This window comes from Cyclobacterium sp. 10D3-21 (assembly GCF_055809755.1).
Genome location: NZ_CM147924.1, coordinates 6,797,699 through 6,817,592 on the forward strand (window position 1 = coordinate 6,797,699; position 19,894 = coordinate 6,817,592).

18 protein-coding genes and 1 tRNA gene are annotated in these 19,894 nt (G+C 38.5%); 6 read left to right on the forward strand and 13 right to left on the reverse strand.

Translation table 11 applies throughout. The features are described from left to right. Positions 1-26 precede the first annotated feature (26 nt). The 5 genes from AC0L7T_RS26525 to AC0L7T_RS26545 form a co-directional block, all read right to left on the reverse strand. Positions 27-1,136: a response regulator gene (locus AC0L7T_RS26525; protein WP_473339705.1), complete on the reverse strand. Its 1,110-nt coding sequence runs from the start codon at positions 1,134-1,136 to the stop codon at positions 27-29. Next, positions 1,133-3,364 carry an ATP-binding protein gene (locus AC0L7T_RS26530; protein WP_473339706.1) on the reverse strand — a complete coding sequence of 744 codons (2,232 nt, stop codon included), beginning with the start codon at positions 3,362-3,364 and terminating at the stop codon, positions 1,133-1,135. The genes AC0L7T_RS26525 and AC0L7T_RS26530 overlap by 4 nt, the downstream gene beginning before the upstream one ends. Further along, positions 3,361-4,617 (reverse strand): DNA cytosine methyltransferase, encoded by a 1,257-nt coding sequence (locus AC0L7T_RS26535; RefSeq protein WP_473339707.1) that lies wholly within the window; start codon positions 4,615-4,617, stop codon positions 3,361-3,363. The genes AC0L7T_RS26530 and AC0L7T_RS26535 overlap by 4 nt, the downstream gene beginning before the upstream one ends. A gap of 775 nt (positions 4,618-5,392) precedes the next feature. Beyond that, a complete protein-coding gene (locus tag AC0L7T_RS26540; protein WP_473339709.1) occupies positions 5,393-5,758 on the reverse strand; it encodes a VOC family protein in 366 nt (121 codons plus the stop codon). A 39-nt stretch (positions 5,759-5,797) separates the two neighbouring features. Continuing rightward, positions 5,798-7,546 carry a gliding motility-associated C-terminal domain-containing protein gene (locus AC0L7T_RS26545; RefSeq protein ID WP_473339711.1) on the reverse strand — a complete coding sequence of 583 codons (1,749 nt, stop codon included), beginning with the start codon at positions 7,544-7,546 and terminating at the stop codon, positions 5,798-5,800. Positions 7,547-7,821: 275 nt separating this feature from the next. Between AC0L7T_RS26545 and AC0L7T_RS26550 the strand changes: the two genes are divergently transcribed. Together AC0L7T_RS26550 and AC0L7T_RS26555 are read left to right on the forward strand one after the other, a co-directional pair. Then, entirely contained in the window at positions 7,822-8,142 is a 321-nt protein-coding gene (locus tag AC0L7T_RS26550; protein WP_473339713.1) for an integrin alpha, read from the forward strand. Beyond that, entirely contained in the window at positions 8,139-9,131 is a 993-nt protein-coding gene (locus AC0L7T_RS26555) for an integrin alpha (protein ID WP_473339714.1), read from the forward strand. Before AC0L7T_RS26550 ends, AC0L7T_RS26555 begins: the two co-directional genes overlap by 4 nt. A 4-nt stretch (positions 9,132-9,135) precedes the next feature. Here the strand turns inward: AC0L7T_RS26555 and AC0L7T_RS26560 are convergent, their stop codons facing one another. The 8 genes from AC0L7T_RS26560 to AC0L7T_RS26595 form a co-directional block, all read right to left on the reverse strand. Beyond that, positions 9,136-10,203, reverse strand: a complete 1,068-nt coding sequence (locus tag AC0L7T_RS26560) for a methyltransferase (RefSeq protein ID WP_473339716.1) — start codon at positions 10,201-10,203, stop codon at positions 9,136-9,138. A gap of 80 nt (positions 10,204-10,283) precedes the next feature. Beyond that, a complete protein-coding gene (locus AC0L7T_RS26565) occupies positions 10,284-11,438 on the reverse strand; it encodes a N(5)-(carboxyethyl)ornithine synthase (protein WP_473339718.1) in 1,155 nt (384 codons plus the stop codon). A gap of 388 nt (positions 11,439-11,826) precedes the next feature. Continuing rightward, entirely contained in the window at positions 11,827-12,441 is a 615-nt protein-coding gene (locus tag AC0L7T_RS26570) for a superoxide dismutase family protein (protein WP_473339719.1), read from the reverse strand. A gap of 230 nt (positions 12,442-12,671) precedes the next feature. Beyond that, positions 12,672-13,160 carry a DUF4252 domain-containing protein gene (locus AC0L7T_RS26575; protein ID WP_473339720.1) on the reverse strand — a complete coding sequence of 163 codons (489 nt, stop codon included), beginning with the start codon at positions 13,158-13,160 and terminating at the stop codon, positions 12,672-12,674. Between the two features lie 25 nt (positions 13,161-13,185). After that, positions 13,186-13,716: a DUF4252 domain-containing protein gene (locus AC0L7T_RS26580; protein ID WP_473339721.1), complete on the reverse strand. Its 531-nt coding sequence runs from the start codon at positions 13,714-13,716 to the stop codon at positions 13,186-13,188. Between the two features lie 2 nt (positions 13,717-13,718). Then, positions 13,719-14,141, reverse strand: a complete 423-nt coding sequence (locus tag AC0L7T_RS26585; protein ID WP_473339722.1) for a hypothetical protein — start codon at positions 14,139-14,141, stop codon at positions 13,719-13,721. Beyond that, positions 14,131-14,616, reverse strand: coding sequence for an RNA polymerase sigma factor (locus AC0L7T_RS26590; RefSeq protein WP_473339723.1), 486 nt, complete (start codon positions 14,614-14,616; stop codon positions 14,131-14,133). The genes AC0L7T_RS26585 and AC0L7T_RS26590 overlap by 11 nt, the downstream gene beginning before the upstream one ends. Before the next feature lie 322 nt (positions 14,617-14,938). Then, positions 14,939-15,011: transfer RNA gene (locus tag AC0L7T_RS26595), tRNA-Phe, on the reverse strand. An 88-nt stretch (positions 15,012-15,099) separates the two neighbouring features. On the opposite strand from AC0L7T_RS26595, the gene AC0L7T_RS26600 reads away from it, so the two are divergent. The 4 genes from AC0L7T_RS26600 to AC0L7T_RS26615 all read left to right on the forward strand — a co-directional run bounded on the left by AC0L7T_RS26600 (position 15,100) and on the right by AC0L7T_RS26615 (position 19,868). Then, positions 15,100-16,431, forward strand: coding sequence for a 4Fe-4S dicluster domain-containing protein (locus AC0L7T_RS26600; RefSeq protein WP_473339725.1), 1,332 nt, complete (start codon positions 15,100-15,102; stop codon positions 16,429-16,431). A 12-nt stretch (positions 16,432-16,443) separates the two neighbouring features. Further along, a complete protein-coding gene (locus AC0L7T_RS26605; RefSeq protein ID WP_473339726.1) occupies positions 16,444-17,238 on the forward strand; it encodes a (Fe-S)-binding protein in 795 nt (264 codons plus the stop codon). Positions 17,239-17,407: 169 nt separating this feature from the next. Continuing rightward, the gene (locus AC0L7T_RS26610; RefSeq protein ID WP_473339728.1) at positions 17,408-17,896 is read left to right on the forward strand and encodes a hypothetical protein; all 489 of its coding nucleotides are present in this window, start codon (positions 17,408-17,410) and stop codon (positions 17,894-17,896) included. A 22-nt stretch (positions 17,897-17,918) separates the two neighbouring features. Beyond that, positions 17,919-19,868, forward strand: coding sequence for a CHU_0125 family OmpA-like outer membrane integrity protein (locus AC0L7T_RS26615; RefSeq protein WP_473339730.1), 1,950 nt, complete (start codon positions 17,919-17,921; stop codon positions 19,866-19,868). Positions 19,869-19,894 lie beyond the last annotated feature (26 nt).

The window sequence follows — 19,894 nt, forward strand, 5'->3', positions numbered from 1 at the left end:
GGATTGTATGTTGGAGTAGTCAATCACTAAAACAATGAATTAATGATTTCGTCAGTTTCAAAATCAGGTGAGCCTTGTCTTGAATAGTAATATGAAAATCTAGCAACAATGTCTTTAGTAAAACTTCCATTAATTGATGCAACTCTGGTAAACTTATTTTCAACTTCTTTAGCCCGATATGAATGTAGCTTTTGAAAATTAACTAATCCTCCTTCAATGTCTTTATATTTTGGTAAAAAATGATATTTATTTGAGTATGCATTATGAATAAGTTTTTCCAATACTAGTTGGGCTTCCTCATATTTTCCGATATCTAATTTTCCTTTTTTTATGACATTTATTTTTTCTCCCTCTATTGTATTTTTTATGGGTTCTATAGAAACTAATAAAATATCTTTTGCTTTCGATTGAGCTAAATCACAAGAAGGTGTTAGAACTATGTACTTTGAACTATCTTCATTACTTTGTACAATATCTCCAGTAAAGATTCGTGGTTTTATAACAGGGGTAATGTATATTTCTGAGGGATGATAGTTTTCAAAATAAGAGTCTTCTGTTATTTCTAAATATTCCTGTAGGTGTAATAATGTATATCTAAGTAAAGACTTTTGTTTTTCCTCTGGATTTCTTTTAGTGTCATTAGTCCACAGATCAAGGGAATTGGATAAATGATTCCAAAATATATCATTTACATAATTTTCAATTATCCCTTTTCGATTTATAATTTCTGTTATACCTGTATCATAAATAGCTACAATTTCTTCAATGAAATCGAAATCAGCATCTCTATCCCTTACCTTAAAAAAAGATGTTTCTTTGCTCAAACATGCATCAAGATTATGAGTTGTACCAGATATTACAAAAACAGGAAACCTCAAATTTTCTTTAACTTCTTTAATAACTTCATTTCCTGAACTATCACTTCCACCAGATTGCTTTAAATCTAAATCAATAATTGCTCCATCAAAATTATTATCTGAATTTTTTAGTATTGCTAATGCTTGGTCCTTATCTGAAATTATTGTTTCACTAATATTTAATTTTTTATTGGTTTTATTATAAGAGTTTATATCTCTTGTGTAAGTTTCTATTACATTAGTATCATCTTCAACAATAAGTAATTTTAACTCTTTCATATTTTATTTATTTCAATTTGAAAATATGCACCGTCCGAATAACTTCTTGCCGAAAGTTCACCATTTAATCTATCGATTGCTTCGCCAGCTATTGCAAGGCCCAAACCTGTTCCGTTTAATTTTTTAGAGTATCCGGGCTCAAAGATTGCACCTGACTCAATCTCCAAATTTGATAATCCCGGCCCTGAATCTTTAAAGTCAATTATAACAGAATTCTCATTCTCTAGAACTGTAATTGTGATTTCCTTATTACCAGACTTAGATAATTCAAGCCAGTAAATGCTGTTCTCAATTAAATTTGTTAATGCTATGTAAAGATCTTCAGACCATCCAAATATGATAATATCCTTATTTCCTGAAATTGTAACATCTATATTTTCATTTTCCAAATGAGATTTGAAAACATCCAAACTATCTTCAATAATATTAACAACTCTAAAGTCAGATTTTTTCTCCCTTTTTTGCTTAGCTAATGGAGAGATTCTTTTAAACAAATTAGAGATAAACTTACTGTTTATTTTAAACCCATTAATGCTTTTAGTTAGTTCATCAAGATTTTCCTCATCTTTTGTAGCTCTATAAAAATTTAAATATCTTTCCATTACCCTAGTTTCGGAGTTGAAAAATTGTAATGGTTTTCTGCCTTCATGTAGAATGAAATTTACAATCTTACCTAAAGTTGCTTGACCCTGGTAAATCGCAATAGTTTTTTCAATTTCTTCTTTTAGTTGTGCTTTTTTTTCTTCTTCTCTAGTTAAAATTTCATCAATTTCATCAATGGCTTTTTTGTCAATTTTAAATTCAGAAAGTTTCTTCCCAATTGTGGATTTAACTTCCGACAAACTAAATAATAGATTTATTGTGTCTTGAACCTTTGTTCGTTGTCCACGACTTTTCTCACTTTTAATTCGATAAGCTAATCTTCTAGTTTCTAGTTCAAATAGAGCTTTTTGTGTAAGTTCTTTTAAACCAAAATAATGCTCATTTTCCTTAAGACCATCTCTTGCACTTTTTTCTTCTAGACCTGATTTTTCTTCAGACTGGATAGTTACAAAACCAAGAATTTGATTGTTACTAATTTTTAAGGAGAAATTCTGAATTCTGTCTTTATCTAGGTCTAACCAATCTATACCACCATTACCATAAGGTCTAATACGAAAGAAGTTTTTATAAACATTTACTCCATAGACTTCATCTAGCAATCTTTTTGCTTGTCTTTTGCCCATTAGATTTTTAGAGACAGGATTAATTAAGCCTTTATTTATTAAATTATCAATTGCCTCTGGTTCTCTATCGAATACTCTAAAATCAACCTTAATTAAGCCGCAATATTTATTATCCCCAGTTAAATCAAATGTTTTTGTAATTCTTTCATTCTGTACTGCCTGAGGGGCTACATTATTTTCAAATAAAAGATTTGATTTACCTTGTTCAGAGATAGTTCCAGATATTCTATAATCATAAAATTTAATGATTGGGTAAGTGTCAATTTTAATATTTTCATCAATTTCAGGAAAAGGAGAATTTTCAAAAGATAGGTTAATTTTAAATTCATCATCTATTGGCTCTTCAAAAGGGGAAATTAATTTCCTTAACTCGTTTATTAATTGCTCTAGACTACCTTTATTCCAGTAAGATAGTTTTGAATCAGTTTTTTTTAAAGTCTCTTCCTTTCCCTCACCATTAAAAAATGATTCTGTATACTTTTCATCTTTAGCAATAATAAGTAATTCCGTTCCAGCGGATTCTTCGGTTTGTTTTTTTTCGACAAGTAGCTCTATGTTTTCTAGAAATTGGTCTGTCTTAAAAACTCTCCAATCAATTACTGCCTCAGATTTTTCTCCAGTTTTATCAACAGTTGAAAGTGTCATTTCTTGCCCTAAAATAGAAGAAGCAAAACGACCAATTCCTTTTCTACCTTGTAAAGTTCTAGTTCCTTTTTTACTTACTTTTCTTTTTAATTTGTCATCAGCTGCCGGGACTAACCATTTATTAATGACCGTATCGAAATCCATTCCATGCCCATCATCTTTAATGGAAATAACAAGGGCAGGTTCATTATCGATTTCAGTATATTTAAATAAAATTTCGACCTTTGTAGCATCTGCATCATAGGAATTTTTAACTAGCTCGACCAATGCAGCATACGGGTCACCTATTAAATCACTTCCTATTGTATGTATTAATCTTGCAGCTGGCCTAATTTTGTATGTTAAATCATCACTCATAATATTTCCTTAATCTTTTCAGCAATCTCTTTCGCCATTAAAGGTGGAACAGCATTACCAATTTGTTTAAATGCTGCAGTTCGGTTTGCTCCTTCTCTTTCTCCTTCAAAATAATAGTTATCTGGAAAAGATTGCAAACGCGCTGCCTCTCTAACACTTAATGATCTATTCTGCTTAATGTCCGGATGGATGTAGTAATGACCATCTTTTGCTATGTGAGCAACAACTGTTTGCGAGTAGGGTAAATCAGCGGCAACTACTTTAAATCGATCATAAAAAGAAGTTCGATTTTGGTGTGTTTTTAGATGTTCGGGCAGGTCATTATAATTTAATCGCTCTTTTTTACTCGTCCATTTTTGAACAGCGATTCTATATATTTCCCTATCCTGTTCTCTGTGTGGTCGTGCAACGTGTTGTGTCAAAATGTCAATACCATTTCGCAATTCGTGAGTCTCTAGGTATTCAGTAGTTTCCGTTTTGTAGTTCGAAAATTTATCTAACCCTTCACCAGGTTCTAAACTAGGTAAATCTTTTAATAAATCTTTTACAACAAACTGGTTATCAACCTTAATTTCTTCTAAATTTGGAATTCTAAGCTTCCTATTTCTTTGCCAGCCAAGAATAATAATTCGCTTCCTATTTTGTAGAACACCGAAGTTAATTGCCTCCACCGTAAAAAGTTTGATTTGGTAGCCTTTCATAACAAAAAGCTTTTCCATTTCTGCAAGGTAATGACCTTCCTTTGCTGATTTTAAGCCCAGAACATTTTCAAAAACAAACATTTTTGGCTTATATTTTTCCAAGTAATCAGCATATTGGACAAATAAATAATTCCTAGGGTCACCTTCCATTTTTGTTTTAGACCTAGATCTTCCTACTATTGAATACGCTTGACATGGTGGACCACCAATAATCAAATCAACTGTTCTATTTCCTAAACATTTGTCAATTTTTTGCTGAATTAAATTATTATTCTCATCACCAATAGGCAAATTAATTACTGAATCTAATATTTCAATAGGCACACTATTAAACAATTCATAACGAGTAATTTCTCCTTTAAGATATGCTATATACGTGTTGTATTGTTTATTTGTCTTCAAGTAATGAAAGGCTGCTCTCGTTTTTAATGTATTACAGGCAGATTTCTCAATTTCAACGTGTGCAATAGGGTCAAATCCAGCTTGAATAAAACCTTCTGAAAGTCCTCCTGCACCCGCAAATAAATCTATGAAGTTCAACTTCTCATCCATGTTTTTGAAGCTAATTCGGTATTTTAAATCTGTTTATATCTATATCAACTATTTTTTCTATAACCATAATCATTTTTAGTCGTGGTATTTATCGATTACCCAAATAACTTTCAACCATTTTTCATCATTTTTTGAACTAACTTATTAATTACATCAATTCAATCATAGAAAATCTAACTAAGGTAATACTATAATTTTTACTAAGCTCTTTTTTACTATAAAAATAGTTGAAATAATAATTTCTAGAACCAATAAAATATTCCAAATTAAAATTACTCTAAATTAAAAAATCCCTAATTAATATAAAACCCTTACGGTTCCGCATAAGAATAATGTCTTATATTTCTCACAAATCGATTTTGTAAAACATTTATAAGAATAGTTGAAAAGTGTTAAAGCCCTCCCTACCCTTTTATGCCATGAAATCTCCGAAGTGTCGTATAGGAAGCATTCATCCTCAAGTGATTGTAGACATTTTTTGAGTTTTCAAAGCCTTTGTATTCTTAGGACGGGTTTAGAGCTTTCAATTTTCAGTCAATTCGTAATTTGTACTTTTTCCTCTAAAATCTTATTGCTTTAAAATATCCTTTTCAATTAAATCCTTTTTGTCTCTTAAGGCAAATACACCACCTAATCACCGCATATTTAAGGGGAATAATGGGTTTTTCCTCCGCAAACTGGTTTCCGGGCATTGGCTACCAAGGTTTTATTAAATGTTTAGAAAGTTCTTCACCTGAGAATAAAAGCAAAGAGATATTGCTCGTAGAAATAAAAACTACCCCAAAAACGCCCCAATATGCCATAAAATGCCCGAAGGATCATGTAGAAAAAACTCGTTTCCCCAGTCGTTATAAACGATTTCGGATAGGCGGACGCCTTTGTATTTTTGGGGGAGATTGAGGTTTTTTACTTGTGCAAGGTGATTGCCCAGGTCCTCCACTTCCATAAAGACCATGGTATTGTCTACCCAGTCTTTCACATAGGCATCCTGAAGATAGAAGCCGAAAGTGCCAGATTTGAAGTAGGACATCTTGCTGGAAAGGACGATTTCGGCAAAGCCCAGATCGGTATAAAATTGACGGGAAACCTTATAATCTTTGGCCCCGATAAATGGTCGGATTGACTTGATTTTATGTTCCATAATTTACACTCTTTTCCCTAGTAAATCATAACAAACTCTTCAAAGGATCAGTTTAACACTGCCTTTGTATCTTTTGATATCCCCAGATTGAAATTCAACCTCAATATAATAAGCAAAATTATTGGAAGAGGCTTTTTTCCCTTGAACTTTGCCATCCCACCACAGATTCGGTGAATTGAAATCGAAATTGCTGGCATGATATACCAATTCTCCCCATCTATTAAAAATAGAATAACTTAAGACCTTAGCATTCGTATAGCTACCTTTTACAATTTCGAAAGTGTCATTTTTACCATCACCGTTTGGTGTAAAGGCATCGGGTATGCGAATTACAGCTATATCCTTACAAGATCTATTGAACAATGGGTCTGTTGGTTCCAAACAAACCCCACAATCATCAAGTACTGCAGTGCCATTTATCGTTCCAACACAATCAACACAAGATTGATTGAAAAAGGGATCTGATGGTTCTAAACACTCACCACAGTCATCAAGCACTGCTGTACCATTAATCGTTCCGGTACAGTCAAGACAAGATTGGTTGAAGGATGGGTCTGTTGGCTCCAGGCAAATTTCGCAATCGTCAAATACAGCAGTACCATCTATTGTTCCTGCACAATCTACACAAGACTGGTTATATGCCGGATCTGAAGGAATTAAACATTCCCCACAATCATCAATTACTGCATCCCCATTTACAGTTCCTGCACAATCAAAGCAGGATTGATTGAATGCTGGGTCTGTTGGTTCCAAACAAACTTCGCAGTCATCGAGGACAGCAATACCATTGACTGTCCCAGCACAATCTATACAAGACTGGTTATAAGCCGGATCTGAAGGTGTTAAACATTCACCACAATCATCAATTACTGCATTTCCATTTATGGTTCCTGCACAATCAAGGCAGGACTGGTTGAAGGTAGGATCTGTCGGTTGCAAACAAACACCACACTCATCGATTTTCGCAGTTCCATTCAATGTGCCTTCACAGTCATTGCAATATTCCTCAGCAATTTCAATTTCAACAGAGGTCGTCACTTCGCAGCCATTGAGATCTGTTACTGTTAAAAAATAAGTGCCTGAGGCTGTGAAAGTATTGGTTGCAGCATCAGGGTTTTCTCCTCCACTCCATTCATAGCGATTCCCTCCTGAGGCCGTAATGGTAGCGCTTTCACAGGCCTCGGTATCTCCGCTAAAAGTGACCGGAAATAATGGTGGATTTAATCCCCATGTTATATTGGTATAATATTCTGGAGTGGATGAATAAATAGTAATGCATTCAAACTCCCCAGGAAAAAGTAAAATGGTATACCCTTCATTTCCGATGATGGTGGTTTCATTTACAAAAGTCATTCCCCCACCATCAAATAAAGGGACAAAAGGCAATGACAATTCAAGAGTTACGGGCAAATTAGGTCTTCCGATAGAAGACAATAGCAATACCGGATTTGTAACAACTTCAGAAAAACACATGGTCGTTTCTCCCCCTTCTCCTGCTGTCCAGGTAGTTAAGGGCACCTTTCGGTTTGGAATTATACTATTGAAATCATTAAATATGGGATGGTTAAAAAGAACATTGGTGGAGCTGAATTCATAGTTGGCTGTCATTTCCATAGAAATATTCTTTTCGCCATGTTTGATGAGTCCGGTAGCACTTTGACCTGAAAAACTGCCCCAAATTGCCCAATCGTAATTTTGATTGCATTGTCCATAAACACTGGTCACCATTGGGAACAATAGGATCAGAAAAATCAGCCTCCACAACCAATTTTGTTTTAGACATTGCATGAAATATTGTATTAAAATCACCCTCAAACACTTATTTATTTGATAAACCTAAAACTTTATTTTGATATAAGATAAACTTAACAAAAAAAACGATCCAAAACCTGCAAATGCTTTTCTTTTTAGCGCTATACTGGTAACGCCTTTATCAATTTCATTAGAAGGAATCGCAATGGCTATTTTGCCTGTTGCTTTGACCAAAATTAACCAAAAAATCCTCCTGATTAAACTTTTCCCCCTTGGCAAGGTCTAATTTGAAATCACATCACCTAATCCTTATGAATTTTCGACCACTTTTTTTTACCAAGCATGGCCTGTTATTGACCTTTTTTACGTTTGCTGCACTGCTCTCTAGCTGCAATAATACAACAGACACTAATCCTCCCGGCGCAAATTATCCGTACCAAGCGGAAGGGTATGTTGCCATAAACGAAGGTTCCGGAGGCTTTTATGCCGGATTAGAAGGGGGAGATAGATTTGGTCGGGATCATGACAAAATAGGAGATGTGAACGGAGATGGCATCATAGATTATGTGGTAGGCGCACGCTCTGATGACGATGGGGCTGTGGATGCTGGAGCCGTCTATATTTTATTATGAACAAGGATGGATCAGTCCAATCCAATCAAAAGATCTCTATGCTGGAAGGAAACTTTACGGACAATTTAAACGCAGGAAATTTCTTCGGCTATGGAGTAGCAGGGATTGGGGATTACAATGGGGATGGCATACCAGACATTGCCGTAGCCTCTCCTGTGCCTCCTAACAATTCCTTGTACATAATCCATCTAAATTCGGATGGGACAGTGAAAGACTATGTGAAAAACCGCAATATCATTGCCAATGGGTTGTCTGCTATAGGCGATATCAACCTTGATGGCCGCATAGATTTGGTGGCTTGTAATCCAGGTTCTGACGATGGGGGAGCGCAGCGGGGAGCCATTGACATTTTGTTTTTAAATGCAAATTCGGAGGTGGAATATAGCAAAAAAGTAACAATCAGCACTACCCAAGGTGGCTTTGGTGAAGGACTTGAAGATGGAGATCAATTTGGTGGCAGAGAGGTCGCCCTATTGGGAGATATCGACAATGATGGCATCAATGAATTGGCCGTCGGGGCTTTTATGTCGGATGGAGGAAAAGGGGCAATTTGGATATTGTCTTTGGACAATGGCACGCATGAGGTCGTTTCCAAAGTCAAGATCACTGAGGGAATTGGGGGCTTCACAGATCCATTGACTACAGGAATAAACCCCAACGGAACCAGCGGTGCCAATTTTGGACACGCACTATGTGCCGTTGGGGATATTGATGGGGATGGAATAAGCGATTTGATAACAGGGGCCAACCAACAATCCGAAGGTTGGGGCTACCTACTCTACCTGAATCAGGATAAAACGGTAAAATCCTTTACCAGAATTAACAATACAGAAGGAGGCTTTGACCTGCAACTGACTGCAGAGGGCCGCTTCTCCCGTTCCATTTCTTATGTAGGCGATTTAAAGGGCGATGGTTCTATAGCCATCAATTTTGGCGGTGGTGCCGGAGGCACCGGAACGCTCTACACCCTTTTTCTCAGGCCACAATAAAGGTTTATTTGTGCGTCAGCTCCCAAAGCTCTACCACTTCTTCAGCCCGCCAGTTCTGGTCACGCTTGGTTTTCTTTGAGGCAGCTTTCACTGATTTTTTAAAGCATCTTTCCAATTTAAAACGGCCACCTTCAGCCAGTTCCTTTTCTATGGGATGTTCTTTCGTAGCTTCTGTAATTTGTCCCAGGTTGGAGAACAAGAGCACGAGTTTACCGTCTGGCAAAAGCCTTTTCTTGGCCTCAGCAAAGAACGCTGGGAACAGCTTTTTATCGTAATAGATACCTGCATCCAGGCTTTCTGGAGCATAGGATGCGGGCAACCATGGAGGATTAAAAACAATTAATTCGGTTTGCTTTTCCCATTTTCCAAATAGGTTGCCATAATCTAATTCAATCTTACGAGACAATTTGGTGTCTCCCATAAAGGCTTTTAAGCCAACAATCGCATTTGGATTGGTGTCTGTTCCAAAGACTTTCTGAAAGCCATACTGCACCATTTGCATGGCAAGCACTCCGCTCCCAATCCCTACATCTATGGCCGTTTTTTTAGGGCCTTCATATCGCTTAAGCCATTGGTCAAAAACCGATAAATGGTCAAATCGAGTAGGGAAATAAGTCCCATAATAGGGATGTAGTTTATTTCTAAGCACAGGAATAGTCATCCCATTTTTATACCATTCCCATGAGCTGTTTAGCCCCTGCACTTGAGGGAAGGTCAATAAGAAATAACTATCGTCTGGGTACAATTCTTCCAACCAGCCAATAAATGGTGCCTTTTTAAGTGCCAATTTGTTGGCTACAATTTCAATCAAAACAAGATTGGAAAGCTTGCGGTAGGCTGCCCGGAATTCACGCTGCTCCTTGAAAGTCGTGTTGGGAAGTTTGTTTTGAAGGTGTTCTTTCAATTCCTTCAGAAGCAACAAACCATTGCTATAAAAGGCTGTAATCAACACCTGCTTGCCCGCCTCTAATGCTTCGATAGCAAGCTTTATGTCGGTGGTGCCATCGAAGACGACTTCTGGTTTCGCGGAAGCAATCGGTTCCGGTTTGTTTATTTTTATTGCTGCAGTCATATTTTACTTTGTGCTTGGACTACCCTGAAATAATCCATTACTGATTCTTATATATAAAATTAAACCTGCCCCACACCGGATTAGTTAAGTACCGGATTTATGGGGTGAGGATAGTTTGCATTTCGGTTCTGGAACCTTAAAATAGTGTCTTTTACAATGATCCCATTGTCTATATTGATCGCATTTGTAATTGTCTGGCTTTCCTTCCAACTTTCCCGTCCCGAGATCACAACGGGCAAATGTACAATCATTGCCGCAGAAATAGATCTTGAAGCACTTTCCCAAAAATAACTTGGCGTATGGTCTACGCCATAATAATCAATGGTATCAATGGCAATCAATGGGTTTTTAAAAGTGGTCGGCTTGGCAAAATAAAAGCCCATCCCTTCATCACAGCTCACATCGATAAACAGGGAACCCGGCTTTAGCATAGATTTCTCCTCTTCCATTACATAATTGATGGGATCATCTGTATCCTGATAGGTTCCATTAATGATGATCTCGGATTCATTGATTAATTCCAATAAAGGCCTTTCTGTGCCATCGTGTTCTACTACCATTAGCCTGGGTTCATTTTCATTCCCCTTTCTGAGTCTTGCATAATGAACGTCCAACACTTCTTCTCTTACTTCGTGATCTGGTCGCTGTATACAGATGGTAATGTCCCTAAATCCATGTGCTTTTAGGGCATAAATTGCCCCTCTACTAACGGCTCCAAAACTAAAGATGATAACTTTTCTTTGATTTCCATAATGCCCATCTATCCCTTTTAATTGAAGGGCATGAATAACAGCACAATAGCCGGCCATTTCGTTGTTTTTATAAAAGGTATGCCTCCCTATTTGTCCGCTCGGGCTCCACACATACATGTCCTCAAAAGCGATCAAGGTCAATTTCTTGTCGATTGCTATTTGGGTGATATGATCTTGTTGGGCGCAATGAGGATAACCCCAAAGCAAGCCGCCCTCTTTCAGTTCTTCCAGATCTGAAAGAATAGGTTTGGCGATAATGGCTGCCCCAATGTCTGTCAGGATTTCACTTCGACTTGCGATTCCTCCGGTCAGTTCACTGATCTCTTCGTCGGCTATATTGAAAGGCAGGCCATAGCCTTTTTCAAAAATTAGTTGCTTGCGAATTGTTTCTGGAAGTCTTGCTAAATGTGCTGGATGAATAGGTACACGTCTTTCATCTTCTTTTTTAGAAGTACCAATTACTCCCATTTTTAATAAAGCCATATTTTTTGCGTTGTGGCGCATTGCAAGGTAATGACAGGTGCAAAACGCAAGATTAAAATTACTTATAAAAGGTAATTTCCAGCACCCAGGCATTAAGTTGGCTACGGAGTTTAAACAATTGAAATAAAGATTTATAAAAAAGTAAGCATCAGCAATTCGCTGAATAAGTGCGAAGGGATAATTAAGAGCTTCAGATCAATAATAAGGTGACAAAGGTACCTTAATTAAATCCATTACAGGCATTATTCAAAACTATTAACCTGAGTGCAAGCCCTTTTCATGAAAAAGCCCAATGGATAACACCATTGGGCCTTAAATGCAGAAATTATTTTACCCCGAATTTATACTCAAAAGGTACAAATTGAGTATTTTATCTTGCAGCTACTGATTAACCTGCTTCCTGTATCACTCCACAGGCCACTCTTGAACCAGCTGCACCAGAAGGTTGAGAAGTGAAATCATCGGCATCCGCATGAATGATAATCGCTTTATTAAGGATATCCGAATCCTGTCCATCACCGATAGACCAACCTTCGATCACCATGTCAAGGCTTCCTTTACCATCTTCGCCTACTTTCAAATTGTCTATATCACCCGCATGGTATTCATTTTCACCCCTTTTGCCATGTTCATCCCCCGCTGGGTTCCAATGGCCTCCTGCAGAAGTAGCATCTGCTGCACTGCAATCTCCATTTTCATGAAGGTGTATTGCATGCTCTCCTGCTGTCAAATTTTCTACTGCTAATTCCAGTCTAACCTTTCCATCGGTTTCCTGGGTAAAAGTCGCAGTACCTGAAACATTGCTACCACTTGCGGCTGAAAGCAAAGCTGTTGCTGACTTCTCCGTCCTCTCCGTTTCAATTGCCATATTACCCATTTGGTTTTCTGACATTTCAAGGCTATCGGTAGCATCTCTCTCGGAATTATTGGCGCCAGATCCACAGGCCATAGCCATGGATACCGCCCCAATAAAAAGGAAATAATTAATTTTTTTCATCATCATAGTAGTTGGTTTAAATATTCAATTACTATTCAAGAAAAAACTATGCCAAACCTGCAGGCTTTTAATTATTTTTATAATAATAGACAGATTTAATAAAACTTATATAGGATTAATTATATGGTAATCTTTTTCCTTAGTTTATCTCTGCCAAAATAAACTTTTGGGATTTGATTATTAGATGAGGACTGGCGTATACCGAAAAGTCCTGGCTATTTAAATACATTGGGAAATCAAATCCCCTTTCCTATTTTAGCCAAAGTTTTCTGGTCAAAGCGACCTTCCAGTTCAATCACCATAAATTCGCTGTCATTGTCTGACCTGATCATCAGCACTAACCCTTCCATAGAATCCTTTCCTTTGGAATAAATGGCAAGTCCGCTGTCTTTGTCTGTGGCATCCATCATCAATTCATAACGTTCTCTGTTCAATCCTTTGCTTAGCTTGTGAAAATCTGCCTTGCCTCGTGAACCGTTTACTGGTAACTTGAAAAACTTAACTCTTTCTATGCTTTCGGTAATGGCATCCAGATTGGCTTCCTCGATTTCAAGGTTCCATCCTTTGGCGAAGTCCAGAAAGTTTCCCGCAAGGTCTAAATGAAAGAAATCTTCCTGCCCCTTGTATTGTTGGTACAACTGATCTACACTTTTGCTTTGGGCATGAAGTGCTGAGGGAAGGCTAAAAAACAGTGTCAATGCGATTACAATTATTGAAATTTTCATGGTACTGGTGTTAAATGTTAATTGGTTATTTATTTTTTTTTGCCCGTCCGTATTCTTCCATACCAGGCAAATTGGTGTTTTCGGAAAGCATATTGAGGTCTTGATAGGTGAAATCTCCCTGCATACTCATAAAGGTGAATTCGCTGGTAGATCCCGATACCATAAGCAGTTCTTTGATCCTGCCTCCTTCTTCCCTGACCATAAATTTCAGTGAGCTTTCTTTGTCCCGCACATCCATGAGTTCCTCATACAGGCCTTTTTTCAGGTCTCCCATTGCCTCATTGAACAGGGCTAAACCACCAATTTTTTCGGCAGAAAGAATTCTTATGCCCTTGATTTTGGTGATCAGTTCCATCAGATTTTCTGCATCTTCATCCTTCTGATCTGTATTGGAACTCAGGAACCCACCGGCCATTTGCATCAGCTTGGGGCTGATGTAAACCCTCGAAAAGCGCTCATCCTGCCTGTATTTTTCATAAAACTTTTCTATGACTTCTGTTTGGGCCTGTGCCAGCCATGGCAATAAGCACAGTGAAAGCAATAATATCTTTTTCATCGCTAATTGTTTTTATTGTTATCATACCAATTCACACCTGAATTGAGGTATTTGATCTTATCCATGCTTTCCAGGTGGCTTGTGCCTTTTCTAAGGTTGAGCTGAATTTTGCCCATTGCCTCCACCACTTGTTGGTAAGCCAATTCCTGTTGCTGTTGCTCATACTCCTTGTAACCCCACCAGCAAGCACTTACGGTGAGGAAAAACAGCAGTATGGCAGCCAGCTTGTGCCATGGAAATCTTTGGACCGGTATTTGAATCCCTGACGGCTTCTCTGAACGGATCGATTGAATCCCTGAATAGAATTCCTTAAGGCTTTCATCCTCCTGATCTGCTTCAACCGTACTGAAAAGGAAGTTTTCCTCTTCCAGGGTCGTTTCACTTTTCCAGTATTTCTCCCACAATTCCTCGTGCTTATTTTCCATAGTATTCCAGAAATGATTTCAATTTTTTTCTGGCCCGGTGCAGTTCCACCTTTACCTGTCCTTCGTTAAGGTCCAGGTAAGCGGCCATTTCTTTGTGCGTAAGTCCTTCTACTTCCCGCAGGAAGAAAATTTCCTTTTGTCGTTCAGGAAGTTTTTCGATAAACCTGAAAACCATCTTGGTCTGCTGACTATAATCCACCTCAGGAGTTATCTCCATTGCCATATCGCCAACTTCATCCATTGTCCCCCACTTTCCTGCTTCCCTAATTTGCTGGAGTGCTTCATTTTTCAAGGTCTTCACCATCCACCCTGTAGGGTTCTCAATAGAAGAAAGGTATTCCTGTTGCATAAATCCTTTGGTCATTGTCTCCTGTACCGCATCCTGCGCTTTATCCCTGTCCTTCAGCCAAAGTATGGCGAACCGGTAGAGCCTGTTCTTCAAGGGCCAAATCTGTGATTCAAAAAAGGACTTCATGTAGTAAGATGATGATCGGGAAACAAAAAGGTTACACTTTTGGTAAAAAACTTTTTTGAATATAAGGGTTAATCACAAAATTAATCCTGTTCGGCGCAAACAAGCCAATTACGCCAAGGGTTTATCTTGAAATAGGCAAAGGCCATTCTACCACAAACCCTTTTGCATAATCCCAGTTTAAAAATAAAATATATAGTTTGCCTCCTGACTATTTATTAATTTGCCTATTCAAAGAATAGAAAAAATCAAAGCATGCAAAATACCGGAAATCATTTGCTAAAAATAAAGGACAAAAAAAAAGCCCTGGTAAAACCAGGGCTTGTGGTGATGAGTGGGCTCGAACCACCGACTCACGGATTTTCAGTCCGATGCTCTACCAACTGAGCTACATCACCGCTGAAAGTGATGCAAAGGTACTTATTTGTTACTTTTGTACAAGCAATTTTAATAAAAAAATCGAGGATAAATAATAACACATTCAATATGAGTAGCTTACCGCAAATCCTTTTTTTATTGGTTTTAGGAACAGCAGGGTATATTCTGTACAAACGAATAAACTATATCCTAAAAACCATCCAACTGGGCAAACCCATTCAACGCAATGACAATCCTGGCGAAAGATGGAAAACCATGTTATTGGTAGCCCTTGGACAAAAGAAGATGTTCAAAAACCTGATCCCCGCCCTACTCCATTTGGTCATATACGTGTCCTTTGTGATCATCAACCTCGAGGTCTTGGAATTTATTATAGATGGAATAGTGGGTACGCATAGGGTTTTCGCCCCTTTTCTGGCAGGCTTTTATTCCATTGCCATGAATTTCTTCGAGTTTTTGGCCATGGGTGTACTCGTTTCCTGCGTGATTTTCCTTATCCGTAGGAACATTACCAAGGTACCAAGACTCAATATGATCGAACTAAAAGGCTGGCCAAAATTAGATGCCAACCTGATTCTGGTAATTGAAATTGTCTTGATGATGGCGATATTGACCATGAATGCTACGGACCAGATTTTAGCCTACAGGGGTGTTGGCGGATACATCCCACTTGGAGGTCTTTGGATAAGTGGAAGCATCCATGGACTTTTTGAAGGGCTGGAATCCAGTACTTTGGTATTGATCGAAAGATTTGCCTGGTGGTTTCACATTATTGGCATTTTAGGCTTTGCCATTTATGTTACCTATTCCAAACACCTGCATATATTCCTCGCCTTCCCCAATACCTGGTATTCCAATCTGGAACCTAAGGGGAAAATGCCTAACATGGAAGCTGTAACCCATGAAGTGAAAATGATGCTGGGAATGCCAACCGATCCACAACCTACTGAAACGGCTGAGGTGGGTAGATTTGGAGCAAAGGACGTCAATGACCTGTCCTGGGTCAATTTATTGAACGCATTTTCATGTACCGAATGTGGTCGCTGCACCGCCGAATGCCCAGCAAATATTACTGGTAAAAAATTATCGCCCCGGAAAATCATGATGGACACGAGGGACAGGGCCGAAGAGGTGAGTAAAAACCTACTCGCAGGCAAAAAAGGCCTCGATGATGGCAAGTCACTTTTAGGAGATTATATTTCTCAGGAAGAAATTAATGCCTGTACCAACTGCAATGCTTGCGTAGAAGCCTGTCCGGTGAATATCGATCCTTTGGCCATTATCATAGAATTGAGGCGGTATACCGCAATGGAAGAAAGTGGCAGCCCTGCACAGTGGAATGCCATGTTCCAAAATATTGAAACCAGTTTTGCCCCTTGGAAATTCCCTCCAACGGACAGATTTAACTGGGCATCTGATTTAAACAAAGAAAAAAAGTAAAATTCGATAATTATGAGTGATACCTATAAAGCCCCTACAATGGCCCAAAAGATGGCCTCCGGAGATGCTCCAGAGATTTTATTTTGGGTAGGTTGTGCTGGCTCTTTTGATGAGCGATACAAGGCAGTAACCTTGGCATTTGTCAAAATTTTAAATAAAGTAGGGGTTAACTTTGCTGTCCTAGGAGATGAGGAGACATGCACGGGAGATCCTGCCAGAAGGGCTGGCAATGAATTTTTGTACCAAATGCAGGCCATGAGCAATATCCAGGTATTGGATGGCTATCAGGTAAAAAGAATTGTAACAGCCTGTCCCCACTGTTTCAATACCATAAAAAATGAATATCCGGCTTTAGGCGGCAATTATGAGGTGGTCCATCATTCTCAATATTTGCAAGAGTTGATCAACGATGGCAAGATTGTCATGAAAGAAGGAGGAGAATTTAAAGGTAAAAAAATCACCTTCCATGACAGTTGCTTCCTCGGTAGGGCCAACGATGTATATGAAGCACCCAGAGCGGTAATCAAAGCCCTGGACATGGAATTAGTGGAGATGAAGCGATGCAAGTCCAAGGGGCTTTGTTGTGGAGCTGGCGGTGCCCAGATGTTTAAAGAACCAGAACCAGGGAAAAAAGACATCAATGTAGAACGCACAGAAGAGGCGCTGCAAACAGGGGCAAAAACCATCGCTGTAGGTTGTCCATTCTGTCTTACAATGATGACAGATGGCATAAAAAACAAGGAGAAAGAAAAGGAAGTTAATGTCCTCGATTTGGCTGAACTGATCGCAAAAGACCAGCAGTTATAGACCCCTAGTAGGTTTAGAATTACACTTTCCTTTTGTTTTAGAACTTTTTTTAAGACAACTTAAAAAAATTTTGTATCATAATAAATCTATCTTCGTTTAATATTATTGTCGGGTAATCCCTGCCAATATTTGTAAATTTGTAAAGGATATATATTTAAAAGAGCCAATCATGTACGTACCATTTGATAAAATGCCAAAAGATGCGAAAATTTGGATCTATCAGTCTGATCGCCCTTTCGATGAACAGGAAAAGACCTGGATTATATCTAAATTAGTCGCTTTCTGTAACCAGTGGAATACACATGGAGCCGAGATGCCTAGTTCCTTTGACTTGAAGTATGACCAATTTATCATTCTTTCTGTTGATGAGAGCCAAATGGGTGCCAGTGGATGCTCTATTGACAGCTCGGTAAGGGTTCTTAGAGAAATAGAAGTTAAATTAAATATAAATTTATTGGACAGTGGCAAAGTTGCCTACCTGGATGGAAAAAAAGTAAAGGTTGCCTTTTTGCCAGAGATCAAAAATCATGTGGTAGATGGCTCTTTACAGTCCACTAGTAAAATGTTTAATCCTAGCGTAAATAAAATTGCGGACTTAGATGACAAATGGCTGATTGAAGCTGACAAAAGTTGGCTAAAAAAATATTTTGCTAATTAATGCTGCAAGAGAAAAATATAGTATGAGAAACATAAAGTCCACCTTCCCTATCAACCGCTGTTTACTTCCTGTTTTATTGCTTGTATTCCAAGCATCGTGTACCAGTCTGCAACAAAAGGCCCAAACGCAATTCAACACAGGAGAATATCAGCTGGCAATCGCTTCTTATTCTAAGTTATTAGAAAATGATTCGGCAAACAGTGAGGCAAATTTTTACATTGCAGAAAGCTACAGACTCTCTAACCGAATAGAAAAAGCGGCCGAATATTATGAAAAAGTCACAGGTGAGGATGCAAGTTTTGAGAGCCAGTACCACAAGGGGAAAAGTCTAAAAGGAAAAGGGGACTACGAGGCAGCAAAAGAAGCTTTCGAAGCGGCCAAAACGCTGACGATGGACGATGAAAAAATCGCGCTTGCTACAAAAGAAATACAAAACATTGACGAAATAGGGACCATAACTCCCATTTGGCCCAATCATGAATTGGAAAATTATGAATTACTCAATTCAACAGGCATAGATTACGCTCCTATTGTAAGTGAAGACCAACTTTTCTTTACAAGCTCAAGAGGTGCGGGAGGCATGTATGCAGGGACAGGACAAGGATATACCCGTTTATTTAAAACAAGGGCAGAGGGAATCAATGTAGACGTACAAAGTATCCAAACCCTTACTGAGTTTCGAAATGAGTCAGGACTAAACCAGGGAGCCATAGCGATAAGTCCAGATGGTAATATGATCGTCTATGCAAGGGGCAACAGCACCAGTAAAAATGACCTTCCTGATGTAAGTCTTTTTTCTTCCAAATTCAATGGTAGCGGATTTACCGAGCCTGTTTACATGGGTGTAAATGGTGAAGCTGAATATTGGAATTCCACCCCGGCCTTTAGTTTGGACGGTCAAACCCTCTATTTCGCATCCAACAGACCTGGGGGTTTTGGTGGAACAGACATTTACAAGGCCACAATTATGGCTTCCGGAAATTTTGGAGGCGCCGTAAATATGGGCCCTGAAATCAACACCCCAGACAATGAAATGTTTCCAAGGCCTTTGGGAAATGGAGAGTTTTACTTTGCCTCAGATGGTCATCCGGGATATGGCAAGCTAGATATTTTTGTTTACAAGGAAGTCGATGGCAAAGGCAAAGTATTGAACCTTGGGCCGAACTTTAACTCTATAGCCGATGATTTTGGGATTTTCTTTACCAAATACCCTGAAGAAGGCTTTATCACCTCCAATCGTGAGGGAGGCAAAGGGGATGATGATATCTACTATTTCAAAGACATGACACCTGCTCCCAAAGTGGTCAATGTATTGTTAAATGTGGTAACAAAAACAACGGCTGAAAATGGAGAGCAACAAATTCTCCCTCAGGTACGTGTGATGCTTTATGATGACAAAAACAAAAGCATAGATGGCAACCTAACAAGTCAAAGTGGGAAATTGAGATTTCCGCTCGAGCCGGAAAAAGAATATTCAATGATCGCATCTAAAAGCGGTTACTTTACCAAAAGTGTCCCTTACAGTACCATTGGAAAAACCCCTGCAGAAGAGGACCTGATCCAGGATGTTACGAACATTACCCTGGACACCACCATTGTGCTAGACCAGTTGATATTAGAAAGGGCAATAGTTCTTGAAAACATCTATTATGATCTGGATAAGGCAGATATCCGACCTGACGCTGCTGTTGAATTAGACAAGCTAGTCAAAATTCTAAAAGACAATCCTGGAATACGCATTGAGTTGAGTAGCCATACGGATGTAAGGGCAACGGATGCCTACAATGATGACCTTTCTCAAAGAAGAGCTGAATCTGCAGTAGCCTATATTGTTTCGCAAGGAATCACTGCGGACAGGCTACAAGCCAAGGGCTATGGAGAAAGGCAGTTAATCATAGAGAACGCCCAAACTGAAGAAGAGCACCAAGTCAACAGAAGAACAGAGTTTAAGGTTATAGAAATCACGGAGTAAAATGCTTACCTTTGCCCCTTATCTGT

Excerpts from the sequence above, each read along its gene's own strand:
- AC0L7T_RS26525 (WP_473339705.1), bottom strand. The coding sequence starts at position 1,136 with ATGAAAGAGTTAAAATTACTTATTGTTGAAGATGATACTAATGTAATA.
- AC0L7T_RS26530 (WP_473339706.1), bottom strand. The coding sequence starts at position 3,364 with ATGAGTGATGATTTAACATACAAAATTAGGCCAGCTGCAAGATTAATA.
- AC0L7T_RS26535 (WP_473339707.1), bottom strand. The coding sequence starts at position 4,617 with ATGGATGAGAAGTTGAACTTCATAGATTTATTTGCGGGTGCAGGAGGA.
- AC0L7T_RS26540 (WP_473339709.1), bottom strand. The coding sequence starts at position 5,758 with ATGGAACATAAAATCAAGTCAATCCGACCATTTATCGGGGCCAAAGAT.
- AC0L7T_RS26545 (WP_473339711.1), bottom strand. The coding sequence starts at position 7,546 with ATGCAATGTCTAAAACAAAATTGGTTGTGGAGGCTGATTTTTCTGATC.
- AC0L7T_RS26550 (WP_473339713.1), top strand. The coding sequence starts at position 7,822 with ATGAATTTTCGACCACTTTTTTTTACCAAGCATGGCCTGTTATTGACC.
- AC0L7T_RS26555 (WP_473339714.1), top strand. The coding sequence starts at position 8,139 with ATGAACAAGGATGGATCAGTCCAATCCAATCAAAAGATCTCTATGCTG.
- AC0L7T_RS26560 (WP_473339716.1), bottom strand. The coding sequence starts at position 10,203 with ATGACTGCAGCAATAAAAATAAACAAACCGGAACCGATTGCTTCCGCG.
- AC0L7T_RS26565 (WP_473339718.1), bottom strand. The coding sequence starts at position 11,438 with ATGGCTTTATTAAAAATGGGAGTAATTGGTACTTCTAAAAAAGAAGAT.
- AC0L7T_RS26570 (WP_473339719.1), bottom strand. The coding sequence starts at position 12,441 with ATGATGATGAAAAAAATTAATTATTTCCTTTTTATTGGGGCGGTATCC.
- AC0L7T_RS26575 (WP_473339720.1), bottom strand. The coding sequence starts at position 13,160 with ATGAAAATTTCAATAATTGTAATCGCATTGACACTGTTTTTTAGCCTT.
- AC0L7T_RS26580 (WP_473339721.1), bottom strand. The coding sequence starts at position 13,716 with ATGAAAAAGATATTATTGCTTTCACTGTGCTTATTGCCATGGCTGGCA.
- AC0L7T_RS26585 (WP_473339722.1), bottom strand. The coding sequence starts at position 14,141 with ATGGAAAATAAGCACGAGGAATTGTGGGAGAAATACTGGAAAAGTGAA.
- AC0L7T_RS26590 (WP_473339723.1), bottom strand. The coding sequence starts at position 14,616 with ATGAAGTCCTTTTTTGAATCACAGATTTGGCCCTTGAAGAACAGGCTC.
- AC0L7T_RS26600 (WP_473339725.1), top strand. The coding sequence starts at position 15,100 with ATGAGTAGCTTACCGCAAATCCTTTTTTTATTGGTTTTAGGAACAGCA.
- AC0L7T_RS26605 (WP_473339726.1), top strand. The coding sequence starts at position 16,444 with ATGAGTGATACCTATAAAGCCCCTACAATGGCCCAAAAGATGGCCTCC.
- AC0L7T_RS26610 (WP_473339728.1), top strand. The coding sequence starts at position 17,408 with ATGTACGTACCATTTGATAAAATGCCAAAAGATGCGAAAATTTGGATC.
- AC0L7T_RS26615 (WP_473339730.1), top strand. The coding sequence starts at position 17,919 with ATGAGAAACATAAAGTCCACCTTCCCTATCAACCGCTGTTTACTTCCT.